Genomic DNA, 18066 nt, shown 5'->3' on the forward strand with positions numbered 1-18066 from the left:
GAATAGACCCAACTCCCTCAGTCGTTATTCTAGGTCTGGACGGGGGGCGGCGATAAACAAACGGTAATTTTAGGTGGAAAAATGAGGAAATGGATAGTCTCGGTGTTAGCACTGGTCGCGATCGCAGTCGCCGTCAGCAGCCATGAATTCTTCCAGCAGCGATCGCAACCAGTCATTGAAAGCCGGGTAGAAAGCACTCCAGCACCTCCAGTCCAGCATTTCGACATAGCAGTGGCGTCTGAGAAACCCGTCAATGCCCCGAATGTAGACCCAAAGCGGCTGATGGCGCACGTCAACGCATTAAACTTTCAGCGCTACACCCAGACAGAACGCGATCGCACTCGCAAATATCTCACCCAATCGCTCAAAAAATCGGGCTGGTCGCCCAAATTACAAACCTTTGAGGGCGGCGTCAACGTCGTTGCGACTCGCAAAGGCACCGACAAGAAAGCCGGAACCGTGCTCATCGCAGCTCATTACGACACCGTTTCCGGTTCTCCTGGTGCCGATGACAATGCCAGCGGCGTTGCCGTAATTCTGGAAATGGCCCGTCTTTTCGGTTCCCGCCCTACTCCCCGGACGCTACAATTGGCATTCTTTGACCAAGAGGAATTGGGACTGCGGGGCAGTCTCGCCTTTGCCGCAAAGCAGACAAATTTAGATAACCTGCGCGGCGTCATCGTCATGGATATGGTAGGCTATGCTTGCTACACCCCAGGCTGCCAGAAACTTCCCCCTGGTTTGCCCATCACTCCACCCAGCGATAAAGGCGACTTTCTAGCGGTCGTCGGCGACACCGAACACTTGCCACTGCTAGACGCTTTTAAAAAGTCCGCTCAACCCGGTTTACCCCTGGTTCTCACCGTACCCGTGCCTTTAAAAGGTCTCATGACCCCCGATGTGTTGCGTAGCGATCATGCGCCGTTCTGGTATCGGGGAGTGGGTGCAGTGCTGTTGACCGATACAGCGAATCTGCGGACTCCCCACTATCATCAGCCCAGCGATACGCCGACCAATTTAGATCGACCCTTCTTCCAAGGAGCCGCCCAGCTCGTTGCGAACGCGAGCGCTCGGCTTTTGGAGAGCGATCGCCTGGAATCGGAGCCATCCACCTCCTCACCATCTGCTGGCAGCAATTTCGGGCAATAACGGCTGGCATTGCCCAAAAATAGTTGACGTTTTTTATATCCTATGCTAAAGAGCAATGCTTTAATCAGCTTCTCGGTGATACTCTAGGGAAACACCCAACTTTTCCCTAGTTTTTCACTTTTTCAGTGAAGCTCCTATGAGAATTCTGCTAGTGGAAGATGAGCAATACCTTGCTAAAACCCTGAACCAAGCGCTCGTTGACCAAAATTATGTAGTTGATTTTTCCCCTGATGGTCAAGCCGGATGGGAGCAATCGCAAACCTTTCCCTACGACTTGATTATCTTGAATTTGTGCTTGCCGAACTTGAACGGTATCGACTTTTGCCGACAATTGCGGTGCATGGGCGATCGCACTCCTGTCCTCATCGTGGCTACTCAGGATAGCGCTGCTCAGAAGGTAATGGTATTAGATGCAGGCGCAGATGATTATGTTGTTTACCCTTTTGACAAGCAAGAGTTACTTGCTCGCATCCGTGCTTTACTGCGTCGGGGTAGTTTGACGGTACCACCCATCCTTAACTGGGAAGGCTTGTGCTGTAACACGATTACCTGTGAAGTCACCTATGGCGGTCATCCTCTGGAATTGACGGCAAAAGAGTATCGCTTAATCGAGCTGTTCGTGCGAAATGGTCGCCGGGTGTGGAGTCGGAGTGCGATTCTCGACCGCCTTTGGCCCACTGAAGAAATCCCGCAAGAAGAAACAATCAAGACCCACATCAAGCGTTTACGGCAGAAATTGCAAGCGATTGGTGCCCCGAGTGATTTGATTGAAACTGTTTATGGTTTGGGCTATCGCTTGAAACAAGAGTCTCAGGTTTAAGTAGCGTTCAGTGAAACGAGGGCGATCGCTTCATCGGAAGGGAAGTCCCCCAAACTATCGATTGAATCTTACCCTGACCTCAGATTTTCACTTTTTGGCACTAACGTCATAGTTGGCACTAATGTCATAGATCGTAGATAAGTTAAAAAAATCGAAGTTCGTTACAGCCATACAGTCATAAATCTTCTAGCTGTAATGCAACTTTTACTCTGCTAGTGTCGTTTTTGTTTACACCTAAAACAAATGAATTTCACACATAGTAGCGATACAAATAACTCTCTTAATCAATCAGAAGCCAGTGAAAGACAACAACAAGCGAGGATAAGGAGCCAAAAAAACTTGATTACATGTCAAAATAACCATGAAAAGCGACAAAAAGCACTAACTGAGCAACAAAAGCTCCTAATCACTCAGCGAAATAGCCTAAGAAAACTAAGAAAAGAGCGAGAAAAACTGATAAGGCTATTGGCTTCTGCCAAAACGGTAATGGACTCAGAGGGTTCGGCTTTGCAGTCGGTCTTGAAGTGGGGAGACTTACACTTCAATCCAGCTACCCATGAAGCTACCTATGCCGGTCAACCTCTGAATTTAACTGCAAAAGAGTGTTGCTTACTAGAACTGTTCTTGAAAAAGGGTCGCTGCATATTGAGGCGAGATGAGATTCTTCAACGCCTTTGGCCGCCTGAAGAAATGCCTCATGAAGAGACCATCAAGGCTCACATTAAGCATTTACGGCGGAAACTGCAAGCAGTGGGCGCACCCGCTGATTTAATTGAAACCGTTTATGGCGTAGGTTATCGTCTCCAAAACAGCCCGCCCCGACCTTAAGCATGGTTACGCTGACAAAATCTAACTTTCCTTCTTCCCGACTTCTTCACTTTTAGGCGTTAACTTTTAGATAAAGCGTTTGAATAGAAAAGAAAAATGCCTTCTTGTCCTTGCTGTTCCCAGCCCTTAGTCCGCCATGCGGCTTTGGGGAAAGTTTACTGGTTTTGTAGCTATTGTTACCAGGAAATGCCAAATTTAATCACTCTTGTCAAAGCTAAACCAGGGTTTCACATAGACCGTTAGATGGGAAGAAGCTTAAACAACCAACATTGAGCAAACAATCTCAAAAAATCATCTGCGATACTGCTTCTTCATTTATCTGATTGGTTAATCTTAAGATGTTTTTCACAGCAGTTTATTCAGGGCAACAGATTCTGTTGAATAATACAAAATGAGTCAAAAAGAAGAAATTTATTTACTTGATGAAGCGACTCTGAATTCTCTTACAGTCTATTGGCAGAAAAATTGTATAAAAGAAGAAGACATCGATAAATACGGGTTCTTGGTATCCATGAGAGATGCTTACAAACTTGCTTCAAGATTTACTGAAGGCACCCCCTATCGAGATAGATGGTTTTGGATGCTGCATGAATTTATGCAAGATGAGTACAACAAAATGACTGTTGCTCAGTTTAATCTTGATGGGATAAGCACCCAGTTAAGGCAGGATTTTACCCGACAGCCTTTTCGCATTACCCCTATCCTGTAAAGAAAAGACATTACAAATTACCGATTCCCTGCTTTATAAATTAGCAACCGAATTGGTATGAGTTTTCGGCAAAGCCAGATTCATTCATCATCAGCCTTACAGAAGTAGGATAGTTATGACTCAGATACTTGATTCTCTTCCTCCAAATTCGTCTGATAGAATTCTCTGCTGTTATATCAATTCCACCAGCCAAATTCAGATCGCTCGGATTGCGAATATCCCAAACTGGTACTTTGAGCGGATTGTTTTTCCAAAAGAACGTTTTTTCTTTGAAGCGTTACCGGATGCTCAGCTAGAAATTCATACGGGTATGATATTCGATGCAAGTCTAGCGGATACAATCCCTTGCAATCAGCTATATATTCAAGAATTGGCAGCTGAACTCGTCTAAATGCTACAGTTCTAAATGCTACAGTTCTAATTGCTACAATAACTCAAGGCAAAGTTGGCGGAAATGGTCGCCGCGTTGCTCAAAATTTTGGTATTGATCGAAACTGGCACAGGCTGGAGAAAGTAAGACAACTTTAGCGCTATGAGCTTGAGCTAATTCAGCCGCTCTAGAGACAGCCTTCTCCATCGTTTGTACAATTTCGTAACTGGAATAGCCAACGTCTTGTAGTCGCTGGGAAAAAACAGGGGCGGCGTCACCGATGAGTAATACGGCGGCGGCTTTGGCTTGAATCGTCTCTAACCAACTGGTGTCATCACCTGCTTTGGCTTCACCACCAGCAATTAAAATTGCGGGACTTGTGACGGAAGCTAATCCGACTTGGGCGGCGTCGTAGTTGGTGGCTTTGCTGTCGTTGATGAAATCGATCCCCGCCAGCGTGCAGATGTGTTCCAGGCGATGGGGAACGCCGGGGAAGTTCGCGATCGCTTCTTGGATCGCCTCTTTCTCAATTCCTGCCAGTCTCGCCGCCGCTACCGCCATCAGGAGATTTTGCAGATTGTGTTCTCCCACCATCCGCAACGCCGATGCTTGCACAATCTTTTCACCTTGTTTTTCAGCTTGTGGAGATGCCATTTGCGTCTCTACAACCCAACCGTCTTCGATGTAGAAACCTTTCTCGCCAATCAAATCGGCTTTCCTCACACTTGTCCAGTAAGCATTGGGAAAGCGATCGCGTGCAGTCTTTCGCAGTTCGGGATCGTCTCCATTCAACACTTGCTGCTGAGACTGACTCAGTAGCTGTGCCTTAATGTTGTAGTAGTTTTCTAGGGTTTTATGACGGCTGAGGTGATCCGGCGTGAAGGTTGTCCAAACCCCGATTTTCGGAGCAACTGTAGCAGAGGACTCGATTTGATAACTGCTGAGTTCTGCAATTACCCAATCTGGGGGCTTTTCCGCCAACGCCAGTTCCCCAGCAGCATAGCCGATATTGCCGCAGGCGGGAGCATGGAAACCAGCCGCTTGAAAAATCGCAGCAACTAAAGCTGTCGTGGTAGTTTTGCCGTTAGTGCCAGTAATGCCTACCCAAGGACAAGATTGGAGATATCGCCACGCGAGTTCTATTTCTCCAATTGTCTCGATACCTAGCTTCCTCGCTTCTATTAATATCGGTGCATCCCAAGGAACGCCGGGACTGACGACAATCATCTGGGGCAAATCGGAACCGTTAAGTTCCAAGGAATAGCCCAACTTCACGTCAATGCCCTCGTTGGCAAGCTGTTGTTGTTCTTGGCGGAGATTTTCGGACGAGTTGCGATCGCTAATCGTCACCGCCCAACCGTCCCGTTTTAACAACCGTGCAGCGGCAATTCCCGATTTTCCCAGACCGATAATATGAGCGATGGGCATAGACTAAATGGCAGTGCAAAGTCCCTAGTTTAGCAATCCTGTATCATATCGCGATAACGGTATTTAAAAACTCATTTCCCACCAATAGCCTCCTTCCTGATTCTTCCTTCGCGCCCTATAGCGCTAACGCGCATGGCTCCGCTCGTGCGCCTTCGCGGTTTTTTTTCTTCCTAATTTCTGCTTACTCCCCAAAATCAAACCCATTAACTTCCGACTAACTCTTCACTATCGCTCCAAAATCAGCCAACACGCGAGCATGATTCCGGAGCAAACCCAGAATATTCAACCGATTACGCTTGATATTGGGATCGGCATCCATCACCAAAACACTTTCAGCACCATCAAAGAAAGTGCTAACAGTCGGAGCAATCTGCGCCAAACCATCCACTAATAGCTGGTAATTTCGCTGTTCTTGAGATGCTTGAGTTTGCGGAACTATCTGCACTAAAGCATCATAAAAAGCTTGCTCTGATGCTTTCTGGAATAGTTCTGGACTCACCACCGTCTCTGGTTGTAACTGAGCTTTATCTAAATCGCCTTGGGCTGCTAAACGAGTCGAACGGTTGACAGTTTCGTAGATTTCATTCAGCTTGCCATTATTGCGAATTGTCTGGAGGAATAAAGCGCGATCGCGGACATCCAATAAGTCTTTTAACGCTCGTTCTGTATATTCCGAATCGTTGTCTCCCAGAACTGCGTTCACCAAGTCATAATCAGTATTTCGCTCATCTTGGAGGAGATTGCGAATGCGTTGCAAGAAAAATTCCTGCAATTGCCGCACTAATTCCTCCGATTTTGTCTTGGGATACTTAGCAACAAAATCAGCAACAATTTTTTGCAGCAATTGATGCAAATTAATCGGTAAATCTGCTGCCCAAGTGATATTAATCACTGCATTCGCCGCACGACGTAAAGCAAAGGGATCGGAAGAACCTGTAGGCAGCATTCCCAACCCAAAGATACTGACCAAAGTATCTAACCTATCCGCTAAAGCGACAACTTGCCCGGTTATCGTTTGGGGTAAAGAATCCCCTGCACCTCGCGGCAAATAATGCTCAATAATTGCCGTTGCCACAGCCTCCGGTTCGCCACTTGCCAAAGCATATTTCTGTCCCATGATGCCTTGCAATTCCGGGAATTCTCCCACCATTTGAGTTACGAGATCCGCTTTACATAGCAAGGTAGCGCGTTCAATATTGTTCCTTTCATCCACTTCCAATTGCAGTTGCTCGTTAATATGACCGGCAATTTTAACCAACCGCTCGACTTTTTCACGAACTGACCCTAAAGCTTCTTGGAAGGTTACTTTTTCCAGTTGGGGTAAATAGTTTTCTAAAGGCTGGGACAAGTCAGATTTATAAAAATACTGACCATCCGCTAATCGTGCCCGAATTACCCGTGCATTTCCTTCGGCGATAATGTCTGACTTCGCCGGGTCGCCATTAGAAATTGTGATGAAATAGGGAAGTAATTCTTTAGACTTTTCAGCTTTAAAAATTGGAAAATAACGCTGGTGAGTGACCATCACCGTAGTAATCACTTCAGTCGGGAGGCTCAAAAAATCAGAATCAAATTTTCCGACAACTGCTGTGGGAAACTCTACTAAATGAGTGACTTCTTGCAGCAAATCTGGATAGATTTCGGTGTATCCATCCATCTTTTGAGCCGCAGCCTGGACTTGCTCTTGAATTTTGGTTTGACGCGATTCTGGATTCACTTCCACCGAAGCAGAACGCAGAGAATCGACATAATCATCTGCCTGAGAAATCGTCACGGATTCCGGATGCAAAACCCGATGAGCGCGGGTAATGCGATCGCTTTTAATCGTCTCCGAACCATTGACTAACTCTATAGGCAGTACGGCATCATTTAATAAAGCCACCAACCACTCAATCGGTCGCGGAAACTTGATGTCCCCATCCCCCCAGCGCATCAACCGCTTGCCTTCTAATCCAAAAATCCACTGGGAAACCAACTGGGTCAGAATTTCAGCAGTTGGGCGTCCGGCGATGGTTTGCCGGACAAAGACAAAATCACCTTTGTCGGTGGGGCGAATTTCTAAAGCGTTGAGTTCTACACCGAGCTTTCGCGCAAACCCTTCTGCTGCTTTCGTGGGTAGCCCATCTTTAAACGCCGCCTGTGCGGGTGGCCCTTTGACTTCTTCTTCTCGATCCGGTTGCTGAGTGGGCAATCCTTTAATCAGCACCGCGAGGCGTCTGGGTGTGGCATAAACTTCAATCGCCTCGTGAGCCAAGCTATTTTCGGTAAGACTGGCAGGAATGCGCGATCGCCATTGCGCGATCGCATCGTTCACAAAGCTTGCAGGTAATTCTTCTGTACCGACTTCTAATAAAAATGTACTCATAGCGCGCTGTCTTTTAATTATTCAGGGTCTGGACGGACTGTTACCAGTTAGTTTAAACAGTTTACCGCGCTGGGAATCCAGACAGGCTGCATCTAAAACGATGTCGAGTAGAGGCACAGCAATACCGTGCCCCTACTGGTAATCAGGTTGAGGAAGCGATCGCCTCCTCCGTACCCAGATTTAAGTCAATCTCTCCGATCGGGAACGTGGATCAAATCAACTTACACTCATTCACGCATTCACGTTCTGTAGGGGCGTGGCATTGCAATGCCCCTGCCATGCCCCTACGCAAAACAATCGGAGCGCGATCCTGACCCAATCCAAGATACATCACGCTTCTAAGGGGTGAAGAGCCACTAAAGACTTAAATTTTGGCGTCTCCATCAAAGCCGGATTCAGCCCAAACCAGCGCCCATTCTCATCCCGATATTCAAAGACAAACATACTTCTGAGCAGCGTCTGATATTCTTTATCGCCCTTCACATTTTGCTGCTGCACCACCCGAAACAATAAGTCCCACTCCTCTTCGTCAATCGCCAGCGCCAAATCATCGCGGTATTCTTTAATCACATTCTCCAAACAAGCGCGGGAGAAGGGGGGATCTTCTTGCTGAAGACAGCTGTAAAGCAATCCCAGTAAGTTTCGCACATGACCGCCACTGACCCGGCACAACCGATCCAGCGTTTCAGAAGCATCAAAAACCTTGGTCAATAGCTCTAGGTGCTGCTGTTCGTTCGCTTCTGGGAAGGCTCGTACCATCACCATCTTTCGCAGCAACGTCATTCCTGCCTCGCAATCCCGACCATCGCGGTTCCGCACCGGCACCATTGGCAACACTTTGGGAGCCACCCCACCCCCCAAACGATTTTTCAAAGCTTCGTAATCGTTAGAGAAAATTAAGGACAAGGGGATCGTGTAAACGACATGGCAACTCAAGCGGCGTAACTGTGCGCCCCGGTCGATAAACAGGTATTCTGGCAGGGTACCTCCCGAAGGCATCGGTCGAGGATCGACCCGATCCAAGTTATCGATAATCACCACCAAGCCTTTTTGACCGCGTCGCTTCAGTTCTTCGTTCGCCCGTTTCAGGATTTCTTCATTGATCGCTTTTAAAAAGCCTTCGGTGCGGGGTTCTAGGTACTGCCGCAACTGATCCCGCAGCTTAGGGCTATCTTTGGTTTTGGCAGTAATTTTGCCAATCCCCACAGACAATTGGGCTTCAGCGGAGACATCAATCGGAGTCTGCAAGATGTCTTTGATCTCGTTGAAGAGGTTAGAAAAGTAACTCGGTTTGAGTCGAATTTGAATTTCTTCCAGGCTTTCACTGACTTGACGCGCGATCGCCAGCAAAATATCGCTGATATCGATATTCGCCATGTCTAATTCTTGACTGGACTCGAAATAAACCACATGAAATTGCTGCCGTTCTAACTCGGCTTTCAAGCGAAATAGCTCTGTAGACTTCCCACAGCCGATGTGTCCGGTAAATAGCTGACTGGTGGGATCGTCGGGTGAAATCCGGGCAATGGTTCGCCCCACCGCCTCAATAATTTTGCCACCTCGCACCGCTGAGAAATCGATATAGTAGGGACGATCTTCCGCCCTAGAGAAGATGAGCGTCTTCGCAGGGTTACAAGCCTTATAGAATCTCTCCAAATCCAATTTCATGCCGACCTCTTGAGTATGCAGATCAATCCCTGTACTGATTTTTGTACTGCTAGACAGCTTCCGTTAAAGCGACCCTAGTCGGACTGGAGGGGCGCACCCCTCTTGCACTGAGATAGATACATCCTGGTAGAGTTGAGGGGATTTGAGAGGAATGCTTCGCCCTGAGTCGTATAACCACCGGCTACTTTGCGGCTATAACGCGATCGCTCTCAGCTTGGTTCTCAGATGCGCTTCGATTCAGGTCGAATTGCGATGATTGCCTCGCCGAATCGTGCCGAGTGAGCCAAAAAGCGATGGAAAAAGCCCAGATTTTGGCGGCGAAGAGCGATCCCCAATTTTAAATTCTTTTTCCGTAGGCTAAACAGAGTTCATAATGACCCGGTCACGTTAATATTTAGACGTTAGAATTTCCCGCTACAGTTCCTGATGAGCCGTACTGAAAAGAGAAAGAGATTCTGTTAACGTCCTGTTAGATGAAATTGCCGAGCGAACCGATCGTGACTTTCTCCCCGGTCAGCGGATTGGCGAGCATAGGGCGATAGCCCCGTCAGGAGGGGATAGTCGGAACTCCCAAGCGCTCTGTTTAAGTTAAAGAAGGACGCGCCTAAACTTACGGCGAACCACCATCAAGCTGTGTTGAGTGCAGTCTACCTCAAGCACCACAAACTCCCGATTGAGAAGTTAGGATGACAAGCATCGCATCAGTATCACAAACCGAATTGAGCCAACGGCGTCAAAAACTACGTCGCCAACGACGGATAAAATCTTTTCAAGCGATGTGGCGAGCGATCTTCGTCGCCGGTTTAGCAGGCAGTTTAGTTTGGGTGACAACTTTACCTGCTTGGGTAATCCGCAAACCCGATCAAATTGCGATTGAGGGCAATAAAACGCTTTCAATCCAAGCGATTCGGTCGCTGCTGCCTCTATCTTACCCTCAGTATTTGCTGCGGCTACAGCCGCAAATTATCGCCGATAAGTTGGAATTACAACCTGCCATCAAGGAAGCTACCGTTACCCGGCAAATGTTGCCGCCAGGACTCACCGTACAAGTTACGGAACGACAGCCAGTCGCGATCGCCCTCCGCACGCGCACGCGCCAGACTCCCGCTTCCAGCCAAACCTCCTCAAATCGCAAAACGCGATCGCAGCCGGTATTGGGATTGTTGGACGAACAAGGCGTCTGGATGCCCTTAGAAAGCTACACCGAACTAGAGCGCACCATTCCCTTGCCGACCTTAAAAATCATTGGCTATCGGGATGAATATCGCCCCTACTGGTCGGCACTTTACCAAGCCGTTAGCCGCAGTCCGGTCAAAGTATTTGAAATTGATTGGCAAAACCCAGCCAATTTAATTCTGAAAACCGAGCAAGGATGGGTACATTGTGGTGCTTACACTTCTCGGTTTGCCTATCAGCTCACCGTCCTCGATCGAATGCGAGATTTGCCAGCACATTTTTCAACCAGCGAAATTGCCTATATTGACCTCAAAAACCCCGAATCCCCAGCAATTCAAATGAAAAAAGGCAACCCTTCCAAAAAAACCAAAACCTTATAAGCTTGGAAGGAACGCGAGTTCTGGCTTTAGGCAGAAGGCGTCTTTTGAGCTAAATTCATTCTTCATCCTGCCAAGAGCGCATCTACTTTACGAATATCCTTCATCTTTTAGTAGGATCAGCCTTCAGACAGTTGACTCCAGACCTCTTCAAGAACGTCAATGCACTATGACTCTCATTGGTTTTAAGGGTCAACTTACCCTATAGTTGACTCATATCGCTACCTAAACTAAAAAGTTGTTTATTGACCCTTTCTATTGCAATGACGCTCAATAGTAAACCAGGGCTTGCCCACCAAAACTCAAATCCCTCAGGGAACGCAGGTCGTTCACCCGCAGTGGACGGCGCGAATCCTTTTAATAACACCGTGTTACATTTAGGCCATAATCACGATGCTAACGGAACACCCAGGGAAGAATCTAGGAGTGACAACATCGTGCTAGGTAGCGTCGCCAAAATTAAAGTCATTGGTGTTGGTGGGGGTGGGGGCAATGCGGTGAACCGCATGATTGCCAGTGATGTCAGTGGCGTAGAGTTTTGGTCAATCAATACTGATGCTCAATCGCTGTCTCACTCCTCGGCTGCTAAACGCTTGCAAATGGGACAGAAGTTAACGCGAGGTTTAGGTGCTGGAGGTAATCCTGCCATTGGTCAAAAGGCAGCGGAAGAATCGCGCGACGAGATCGCTCATGCCTTAGAAAATACCGATCTCGTATTTATTACCGCTGGGATGGGAGGCGGTACGGGTACGGGTGCAGCCCCGATTGTGGCAGAAGTTGCCAAAGAAATGGGAGCCTTAACGGTGGGCGTTGTCACTCGTCCTTTCACCTTTGAGGGACGCCGTCGCACTTCTCAGGCAGATGAAGGCATTGCCGCTTTGCAGGGTCGGGTAGATACGCTCATCGTCATCCCTAACGATAAGCTGCTGGCAGTGATTCCAGAAACCATGCCGGTTCAAGATGCTTTTCGAGTAGCAGATGATATCCTGCGTCAAGGTGTGCAAGGGATATCGGATATTATTACGATTCCCGGACTGGTCAATGTAGACTTTGCAGATGTCCGAGCCGTGATGGCAGATGCGGGATCGGCAATGATGGGGATTGGCGTGGGTTCTGGGAAATCGAGAGCCAGAGAAGCCGCCGTCGCCGCAATTTCCTCACCGTTGCTAGAGTCTTCGATTGAAGGAGCCAGAGGGGTTGTCTTTAACATTACCGGCGGTAGCGACCTGACGCTGCACGAAGTGAATGCCGCAGCCGAAACAATCTATGAAGTGGTCGATCCGAATGCGAATATCATTTTCGGGGCAGTGATCGATGACCGGATGCAAGGTGAGGTAAGAATTACCGTCATTGCGACTGGATTTAGCGGGGAAACTCAGTCTACACCGGCGGCGAGGGAGGCACGCACTTCTAGACAGCCACAGCGACCCATTGCACCGTCACCCGTTCCTCCTTCTACCCCCACGTTTGAGCCTAAACCTCAACAAGGTGGAGGATTGGATATTCCGGAATTTCTCCAAAGACGGCGTCCGCAACGCTAGAAGAATTAAAAATTAAAAATGGAACACTTCCTTTTTAATTTTTAATTGATGCGTGGGCAATCCAGCCTTAGTTAGCAGGGTGCGAAATTCTTATAAACTTCCACGAAGCCGATTGAATTCGGTAGAAGTTCCGAAGTCAATGATTACCTGTCCCAAAAGTGGGTAGACTTGACTGATTACGGGAGCGATCGCTACATCCATGCTCTCACGCCGCACGAATTTCCCCTCCTAAACTGGAAATCAGTGCGGCTCATCGTATATTTCCTCTAATTAGGTCTTTAGGCACATAACCCAGTTCTACCCGCTTCTCAAGGGCAGCATTGCAATAATTTGCCGATTCGTCGGCAAATTGTAAATTGAGCAGCACTCGATTTGCAGCAATTTGTAAAATCTAATCATTCAATTCAATTTAGATTGGGATTGGTTTCATCGAAATTTAGAGTAAAAGTAATTGTTAGTAGTCCTTAATTTGCGGGTATTAACTAATTACCCATTTCTCTTACCCATTCCTCATTCCTATGACCGTTAAAAACCCTTCAAGCGTACCTGTTGCTCTCACAATTGCCGGTTCAGATAGCGGCGGCGGTGCTGGCATTCAGGCCGATTTACGGACATTTGCCTTTCACTGCGTTCACGGCACCAGTGCCATTACTTGCGTGACAGCGCAGAATACGCTGGGAGTCACGCGGGTGGATGCTTTACCGACAGCAGCAATTGTCGCCCAGATTGAGGCTGTGGTGACGGATATTGGCGTCCAAGCAGCGAAAACGGGGATGTTGCTGAATGGGGAGATTATTGCGGCTGTAGCGCAAGCTGTGGAAGGTTTCAAACTGGACAAATTAGTCGTCGATCCCGTCATGGTATCGCGCACGGGTGCCCAGCTGATTGACAATAACGCTGTGGCAACGTTGCGGGATGTCTTAATCCCCAAAGCAGCGATTGTGACCCCCAACCGCTACGAAGCTCAATTACTGAGCGGATTGCCGATTCATAACTTGGATGATATGCGCTCTGCTGCCCAACGGATTTATCATTTGGGAGGTGGTGCGGCTGTATTAGTGAAAGGAGGCGGAATGGAGGGGAATCTACGCGGCATCGATATCTGGTTCGATGGGCACCATCTGGAAACCTTGAAAACCGCAACCGTAGAGACGACCAATACTCACGGCACAGGGTGTACGCTCAGTAGCGCGATCGCGGCTAATCTAGCCTTGGGCAAAGATCGGTGGTCTGCGGTTCAAAAAGCCAAAGATTATGTCACCACTGCTCTAAAATACGCTTTAGCCATTGGTCAGGGTCAAGGGCCAGTGGGACACTTTTTTCCCCTCCTACAATCGGAGAATTAAAACAATCGGAGAATACAAAGGTTATAGCAATGACACCGTAAAGATCGATTGGGGCACATTACTAGTTGATTAAATAGCAAATTTGTTAAAAAATGGCTGTCAGAGTCGCCTCACTTTCCATTATTGTTGCCTTACCAAACTTAAACTAAATCCATGATGTCTAATCCCTCGACCCGCTCGCCAATGCAAAATGCTTATATTTCTGAGCAGACTCCCCAAAGCCCAATGAATACCTACCGTCCCTCAGTGCCAATTTCGGTTTACAAAGAACTCTCAGCAGAGTTACAAACAGCGCAAGCGATGCTGGACTCGCTGAATTCCCAGAATCAGCAGTTAGCCAAAGAAAATCAACAGCTGCGCCAAGAAATCGAAAAAGTTGTTCAGTCAGCTTTGCACGCACAACAGGTAGTAACTTCGTTTCCCTCCGGGGGTCGAGTTGAAGTTCCCCCTCCCTCCATTGAACCGGAAATTCGGACTGGATCAAACGCAACACCTAAGCGGCGTCCTCCGCAGCCTCCTCGTTCTCCTCGTTCGGCTGCGATCGCTCCGCCAGTGGAAGTTCTACCTCCTTCCCCTCCCAAAGCGGAACCAGCACCATTACCTGATTTTTCAGAAAGCTTGGTAATCGAACAAGAAGAAGGTCGGTATCGTCGCCCAACTCAGCCAGAGCGTTCCGCAGATGTGAGTGGCTGGTGGTTAATCATCGTCATCTTTTTGATTGTGGCGACAGCGTTTGGCACTGGCTTTTTGATTGTGCGTCCGCTTTTGAATAATAGTCGTTGAGCTTGCTGGTTGACGGCTGAAAGATTAACTCTGCTAGGAGTCGGAAGAACCGGGTGCATCTGCCTGGAACAACCGCTTTGATACAAATGGGGAAAATATTGCCAAACCCGCGCATCTTCACTGTACTGTCAAGTCAAACGCTGTCAAGGTAACGAGTCAGTGATATCCAGAGAAACCCCTTAGTTAGGGTTGGCATAATAGATGCCTCTGGTGGGAGTGAAGAGCAATATGTATCATATAATACAAAAATCTTTGTTTGAGCAGTGATAAAACATAGCCGCCGCTTTACGAGTACCTTTGGTTGTACAAATTGATTGTACAGATCAAATCCAGAACGAACTGAGGAGTTAGAAGCTTGAAAAAAGTTGAAGCGATTATCCGGCCTTTTAAACTCGACGAAGTTAAAATTGCGCTAGTCAATGCGGGAATTGTGGGAATGACCGTTTCTGAAGTCCGAGGATTTGGGCGGCAGAAAGGCCAAACCGAACGTTATCGCGGTTCCGAGTACACGGTTGAGTTTCTGCAAAAACTTAAAGTAGAGATCGTTGTTGAAGACAGCCAGGTTGATATGGTGATTGAGAAAATCATTGCCGCTGCCCGAACGGGTGAAATCGGTGATGGTAAGATTTTTGTCAGCCCGGTAGAGCAGGTCATCAGAATTCGGACGGGGGAAAAGAATCTGGAAGCTGTCTAAGTCAGGACTGAGGACTGAGGACTGAGGACTGAGTCATCAAGGTTAGAAGTCAGGAGTCATTAAAAATCAGAAATTAGAATTTTTGGCGATCGCAAAATTCTGATTTCTGGTTACTGGATTTCTAACTTCTGGACTCAACCCTCAGTCTTTAAAGTCTGTAGCTGGGGTAAGAGAATTTTAAAAGCTTGACCGCGATGGCTCCACTGACGCTTCAACTCAGGAGTCATTTCCGCAAAGGTCATTTGCTCTTTGGGAACGTAAAAAATCGGATCGTAGCCGAATCCTCCCGTACCGCGAGGGGCGTGGAGAATTTCGCCGCGGCAAACTCCTTCGGCTTGCAGGGCGATCGCGCCATCGGGACGAGCGATCGCGATCGCACACACAAATTGGGCTTCCCGATTCAGTTCGTTGCCGAGTTCATTCAACAGGCGTTCAATTCGATCGGGGTCGGTTTTGCCGTAACGAGCGGAATAAATACCAGGTGCGCCCTCTAAGGCGTCTACTTCCAAGCCAGAATCATCTGCGATCGCCCACTCTCCAGTCGCCTCTGCCACCTGGGATGCCTTCAGACAAGCGTTAGCCATGAAGGTGTCACCCGATTCCTCAATCTCCAGTTCCTCTGGCTTCAGGGTCAATTCCCAGCCAAATCCGCTTAAATACGTCTGCATCTCTCGCAGCTTGCCTGGATTTCCCGTAGCGACTACCAACACAGTCATCGCGATCGCTCCCTTGCTGAAATAAATAAACGCCTACACGATTATAGAAACCTGTTTTTGCAGAAGTTAAATTTTTTGGCTGGCGATCGCTATCTGAAACTTGTAAAAAATCACCCATTCAGGTGAACGAAACAGCGGAACTAACTCGCACGATAGCAGCGTCAAGCGTTTTATCTGCTATATGCATTCGATGAGCGTTGGAGTGCCGCTCGTCTCACCTAACACGCTCTCCGCTTGCAAAAACAACTCTATTGAGGTTTCTATGAGACAGATTTTCAAAAAACACTCCAAAGCCGTAAACCCCGGTGAAACAGTTCACCAGTCCGAGCGAATTTTTGCCGTTTTAGTTCTAACTGGCGTCCTGTCTTTAGGCGCAGGTCTGACACTGTTACAAACCGCATTTGCTGCCCCAGCCGGACTTTCTGAGTCTATCACCAGACTGGTTAAGGTTAAAGACCAGAAAGTGGGGCAAAATCTTGACCGTAAGCAAGCTAATCGCTTACCGCCTCGAATTGCTAACGCTGTTCGTCAAGATTTGTCGCGTCAAACTGGCATCGCTCCGGGAAAGCTCAAGATTACTCAGTTTAGCCAGGAAACTTGGCCTGATGGCTGTTTAGGACTTCCGAAATTGGGTGAATTTTGTACTCAAGCATTAGTTCCCGGTTGGCGTGTTGTCGTGTCTAGCAATAACAAAACTTGGGTCTATCGCACCAATTCTACAGGGCAAGTTTTACGTCAAGAAAAGTCGAATACTCCTGGCAGTAACATCCCAGGAAACTTCCCCAAATCTGTTGCCAATGCTGTGATTTCTGATGCCTCCACGCAGCTGGGTTTGCCGGTAAACCAGATTCGCGTCGTCCAGGCCGAACAGAAGACTTGGCCTGATGCGTGTCTAGGGATTTACGCACCTGATATTTTGTGTGCGCCAGCGACAGTAGAAGGGTGGCAGGTGACGGTAGAAGCCAGCGGAAAACGCTTGGTCTATCGCACGAATGCAGCTGGTTCTGTCGTGAAGGTGGATCAACTCGCGAGTTTGCCGAATTCCGTTCGAGATGCAGTCTTAAGGGAAGCTTCCAGACAGTTCAAAGTGCCCACTACCGAACTCAGCATCGTTCAAGCTCAACAGTACAATTGGGATAGCTGTCTGGGTTTGGGCGGTATTAACGAGAGTTGTCTTACTAATGCAATACCTGGGTGGCAAGTGACTGTACAAAGCAAGCTACAACTGTTGGTTTATCACACCAACAGCGATGGTTCCATTATTAAGTTCAATCAAGCAGCAAGTAAACTAAGCGATGCTGGTATCCTCAAGCCAATGCCAATCCCGACTAGCGAACTACCACCATCCTTAGATAAAAATGTGGTGTTTCGAGCGATTGCCAGTGGCGGTTTTACTGGCAGAACCTACGAAACTGTTTTACTCAATGACGGAAGCTTGATGCGGGTTCGTATCGGCGATGCTAATGACTCCGAACGTAGCGTTCTCCGCATTCCTGTGCAACAGGTACGACAGTTTCAGCAATTGCTAGAACAGCAGCAATTTGCCCAATTTAAGAACCTGAGTTACCCAGCACCCAGTGGTGCTGCCGATCACATCACCTACACCCTTAGCAGCCGCAAGGGTACAGTTCGCTACACCGAGATTAATCAAGGGAGTTTGCCTGCACCTTTAGAGAAGGTGATCCAAACCTGGAATCAGCTTGGCAGCAGCGCCCAAAGATAAGATCGGGCAGAATCTGGATACTCTCATTCTTAGCCAATAGGGAAAGCAGCCCCAGACTGGGGCTGCTTTCCCTATTGGCTGATATCTTGCCAGTGAAGTAACTGAATAACACAGGGATTGCTGTTTGGCGATCGCTCAACAGCTCCGGCTACCGATCCTTGAGGAAGGTGTTTTGGCGATCGCGACAACTTTTCAAGGGTTTCAAGAGTTTTAGAGAGCCTTGCCAATCGGTGTTTTTGCCAAAGCTCCCCTGAGTACAGTAGACCTCCTGCATGAATGAGAAAATAGTGTGCCAGTTGGCGATCGTCGAATTGCAAAATTAAGGAGAGACAAGGAGCAACTTAAGGAGGGGGCGATGCCATACACACAGTTA

General features: G+C 48.0%; 16 protein-coding genes and 1 pseudogene. 11 read left to right on the forward strand and 6 right to left on the reverse strand.

The annotated features are described in order from the left end of the window. Positions 1–81: 81 nt before the first annotated feature. The 5 genes and pseudogenes from NDI34_RS12775 to NDI34_RS12795 all read left to right on the forward strand — a co-directional run. Entirely contained in the window at positions 82–1149 is a 1068-nt protein-coding gene (locus NDI34_RS12775) for a M28 family peptidase (RefSeq protein ID WP_348232834.1), read from the forward strand. Positions 1150–1285: 136 nt separating this feature from the next. Then, positions 1286–1969: a response regulator transcription factor gene (locus tag NDI34_RS12780; RefSeq protein WP_190434382.1), complete on the forward strand. Its 684-nt coding sequence runs from the start codon at positions 1286–1288 to the stop codon at positions 1967–1969. A gap of 465 nt (positions 1970–2434) precedes the next feature. Beyond that, positions 2435–2797, forward strand: coding sequence for a winged helix-turn-helix domain-containing protein (locus tag NDI34_RS12785; RefSeq protein ID WP_348232835.1), 363 nt, complete (start codon positions 2435–2437; stop codon positions 2795–2797). 391 nt (positions 2798–3188) lie between these two features. Further along, the gene (locus NDI34_RS12790; RefSeq protein ID WP_348232836.1) at positions 3189–3506 is read left to right on the forward strand and encodes a hypothetical protein; all 318 of its coding nucleotides are present in this window, start codon (positions 3189–3191) and stop codon (positions 3504–3506) included. A gap of 115 nt (positions 3507–3621) precedes the next feature. After that, positions 3622–3876 (forward strand): annotated as a pseudogene (locus NDI34_RS12795) (DUF1830 domain-containing protein); the annotation flags it as partial. 54 nt (positions 3877–3930) lie between these two features. Here NDI34_RS12795 and murD read toward each other — a convergent pair. The 3 genes from murD to NDI34_RS12810 form a co-directional block, all read right to left on the reverse strand. After that, a complete protein-coding gene (murD, locus tag NDI34_RS12800) occupies positions 3931–5304 on the reverse strand; it encodes a UDP-N-acetylmuramoyl-L-alanine--D-glutamate ligase (protein WP_348232837.1) in 1374 nt (457 codons plus the stop codon). A gap of 214 nt (positions 5305–5518) precedes the next feature. Further along, positions 5519–7669: a glycine--tRNA ligase subunit beta gene (gene glyS, locus NDI34_RS12805; protein ID WP_348232838.1), complete on the reverse strand. Its 2151-nt coding sequence runs from the start codon at positions 7667–7669 to the stop codon at positions 5519–5521. Between the two features lie 330 nt (positions 7670–7999). Then, positions 8000–9337 carry a P-loop NTPase fold protein gene (locus NDI34_RS12810; RefSeq protein WP_190412310.1) on the reverse strand — a complete coding sequence of 446 codons (1338 nt, stop codon included), beginning with the start codon at positions 9335–9337 and terminating at the stop codon, positions 8000–8002. Positions 9338–10023: 686 nt separating this feature from the next. Between NDI34_RS12810 and NDI34_RS12815 the strand changes: the two genes are divergently transcribed. Both NDI34_RS12815 and ftsZ read left to right on the forward strand, forming a co-directional pair. Then, a complete protein-coding gene (locus NDI34_RS12815; protein ID WP_348232839.1) occupies positions 10024–10893 on the forward strand; it encodes an FtsQ-type POTRA domain-containing protein in 870 nt (289 codons plus the stop codon). A 260-nt stretch (positions 10894–11153) separates the two neighbouring features. Beyond that, complete coding sequence (ftsZ, locus tag NDI34_RS12820; protein WP_190678660.1) at positions 11154–12431, forward strand: cell division protein FtsZ; 1278 nt, start codon at positions 11154–11156, stop codon at positions 12429–12431. Between the two features lie 90 nt (positions 12432–12521). Here ftsZ and NDI34_RS12825 read toward each other — a convergent pair whose 3' ends face one another. Next, positions 12522–12647, reverse strand: coding sequence for a hypothetical protein (locus NDI34_RS12825; RefSeq protein WP_277878946.1), 126 nt, complete (start codon positions 12645–12647; stop codon positions 12522–12524). A gap of 302 nt (positions 12648–12949) precedes the next feature. Between NDI34_RS12825 and thiD the strand changes: the two genes are divergently transcribed. The 3 genes from thiD (at position 12950) to NDI34_RS12840 (ending at position 15254) form a co-directional block, all read left to right on the forward strand. Then, on the forward strand, positions 12950–13777 hold the full coding sequence (thiD, locus tag NDI34_RS12830) for a bifunctional hydroxymethylpyrimidine kinase/phosphomethylpyrimidine kinase (RefSeq protein WP_190412313.1): 828 nt from the start codon (positions 12950–12952) through the stop codon (positions 13775–13777). A 153-nt stretch (positions 13778–13930) separates the two neighbouring features. Continuing rightward, positions 13931–14560 (forward strand): hypothetical protein, encoded by a 630-nt coding sequence (locus tag NDI34_RS12835; protein WP_348232840.1) that lies wholly within the window; start codon positions 13931–13933, stop codon positions 14558–14560. A gap of 355 nt (positions 14561–14915) precedes the next feature. Next, positions 14916–15254, forward strand: coding sequence for a P-II family nitrogen regulator (locus NDI34_RS12840; RefSeq protein WP_190412314.1), 339 nt, complete (start codon positions 14916–14918; stop codon positions 15252–15254). A gap of 134 nt (positions 15255–15388) precedes the next feature. Here the strand turns inward: NDI34_RS12840 and rdgB are convergent, their stop codons facing one another. Beyond that, positions 15389–15970 carry an RdgB/HAM1 family non-canonical purine NTP pyrophosphatase gene (rdgB, locus tag NDI34_RS12845; protein ID WP_190986480.1) on the reverse strand — a complete coding sequence of 194 codons (582 nt, stop codon included), beginning with the start codon at positions 15968–15970 and terminating at the stop codon, positions 15389–15391. 262 nt (positions 15971–16232) lie between these two features. Here rdgB and NDI34_RS12850 point away from each other — a divergent pair, with 262 nt between their 5' ends. Beyond that, positions 16233–17693, forward strand: coding sequence for a hypothetical protein (locus tag NDI34_RS12850; RefSeq protein ID WP_348232841.1), 1461 nt, complete (start codon positions 16233–16235; stop codon positions 17691–17693). 71 nt (positions 17694–17764) lie between these two features. Here NDI34_RS12850 and NDI34_RS12855 read toward each other — a convergent pair whose 3' ends face one another. After that, complete coding sequence (locus NDI34_RS12855) at positions 17765–17920, reverse strand: hypothetical protein (protein WP_348232842.1); 156 nt, start codon at positions 17918–17920, stop codon at positions 17765–17767. Positions 17921–18066: the final 146 nt, after the last annotated feature.

Source organism: Trichocoleus sp. DQ-U1 (genome assembly GCF_039961925.1).
GTDB lineage: Bacteria > Cyanobacteriota > Cyanobacteriia > Cyanobacteriales > FACHB-T130 > FACHB-T130.

Bases quoted from the DNA above. Each gene is read 5' to 3' on its own strand.
- NDI34_RS12775 (WP_348232834.1), top strand. From the start codon at position 82: ATGAGGAAATGGATAGTCTCGGTGTTAGCACTGGTCGCGATCGCAGTC.
- NDI34_RS12780 (WP_190434382.1), top strand. From the start codon at position 1,286: ATGAGAATTCTGCTAGTGGAAGATGAGCAATACCTTGCTAAAACCCTG.
- NDI34_RS12790 (WP_348232836.1), top strand. From the start codon at position 3,189: ATGAGTCAAAAAGAAGAAATTTATTTACTTGATGAAGCGACTCTGAAT.
- murD (WP_348232837.1), bottom strand. From the start codon at position 5,304: ATGCCCATCGCTCATATTATCGGTCTGGGAAAATCGGGAATTGCCGCT.
- glyS (WP_348232838.1), bottom strand. From the start codon at position 7,669: ATGAGTACATTTTTATTAGAAGTCGGTACAGAAGAATTACCTGCAAGC.
- NDI34_RS12810 (WP_190412310.1), bottom strand. From the start codon at position 9,337: ATGAAATTGGATTTGGAGAGATTCTATAAGGCTTGTAACCCTGCGAAG.
- NDI34_RS12815 (WP_348232839.1), top strand. From the start codon at position 10,024: ATGACAAGCATCGCATCAGTATCACAAACCGAATTGAGCCAACGGCGT.
- ftsZ (WP_190678660.1), top strand. From the start codon at position 11,154: ATGACGCTCAATAGTAAACCAGGGCTTGCCCACCAAAACTCAAATCCC.
- thiD (WP_190412313.1), top strand. From the start codon at position 12,950: ATGACCGTTAAAAACCCTTCAAGCGTACCTGTTGCTCTCACAATTGCC.
- NDI34_RS12835 (WP_348232840.1), top strand. From the start codon at position 13,931: ATGATGTCTAATCCCTCGACCCGCTCGCCAATGCAAAATGCTTATATT.
- rdgB (WP_190986480.1), bottom strand. From the start codon at position 15,970: ATGACTGTGTTGGTAGTCGCTACGGGAAATCCAGGCAAGCTGCGAGAG.
- NDI34_RS12850 (WP_348232841.1), top strand. From the start codon at position 16,233: ATGAGACAGATTTTCAAAAAACACTCCAAAGCCGTAAACCCCGGTGAA.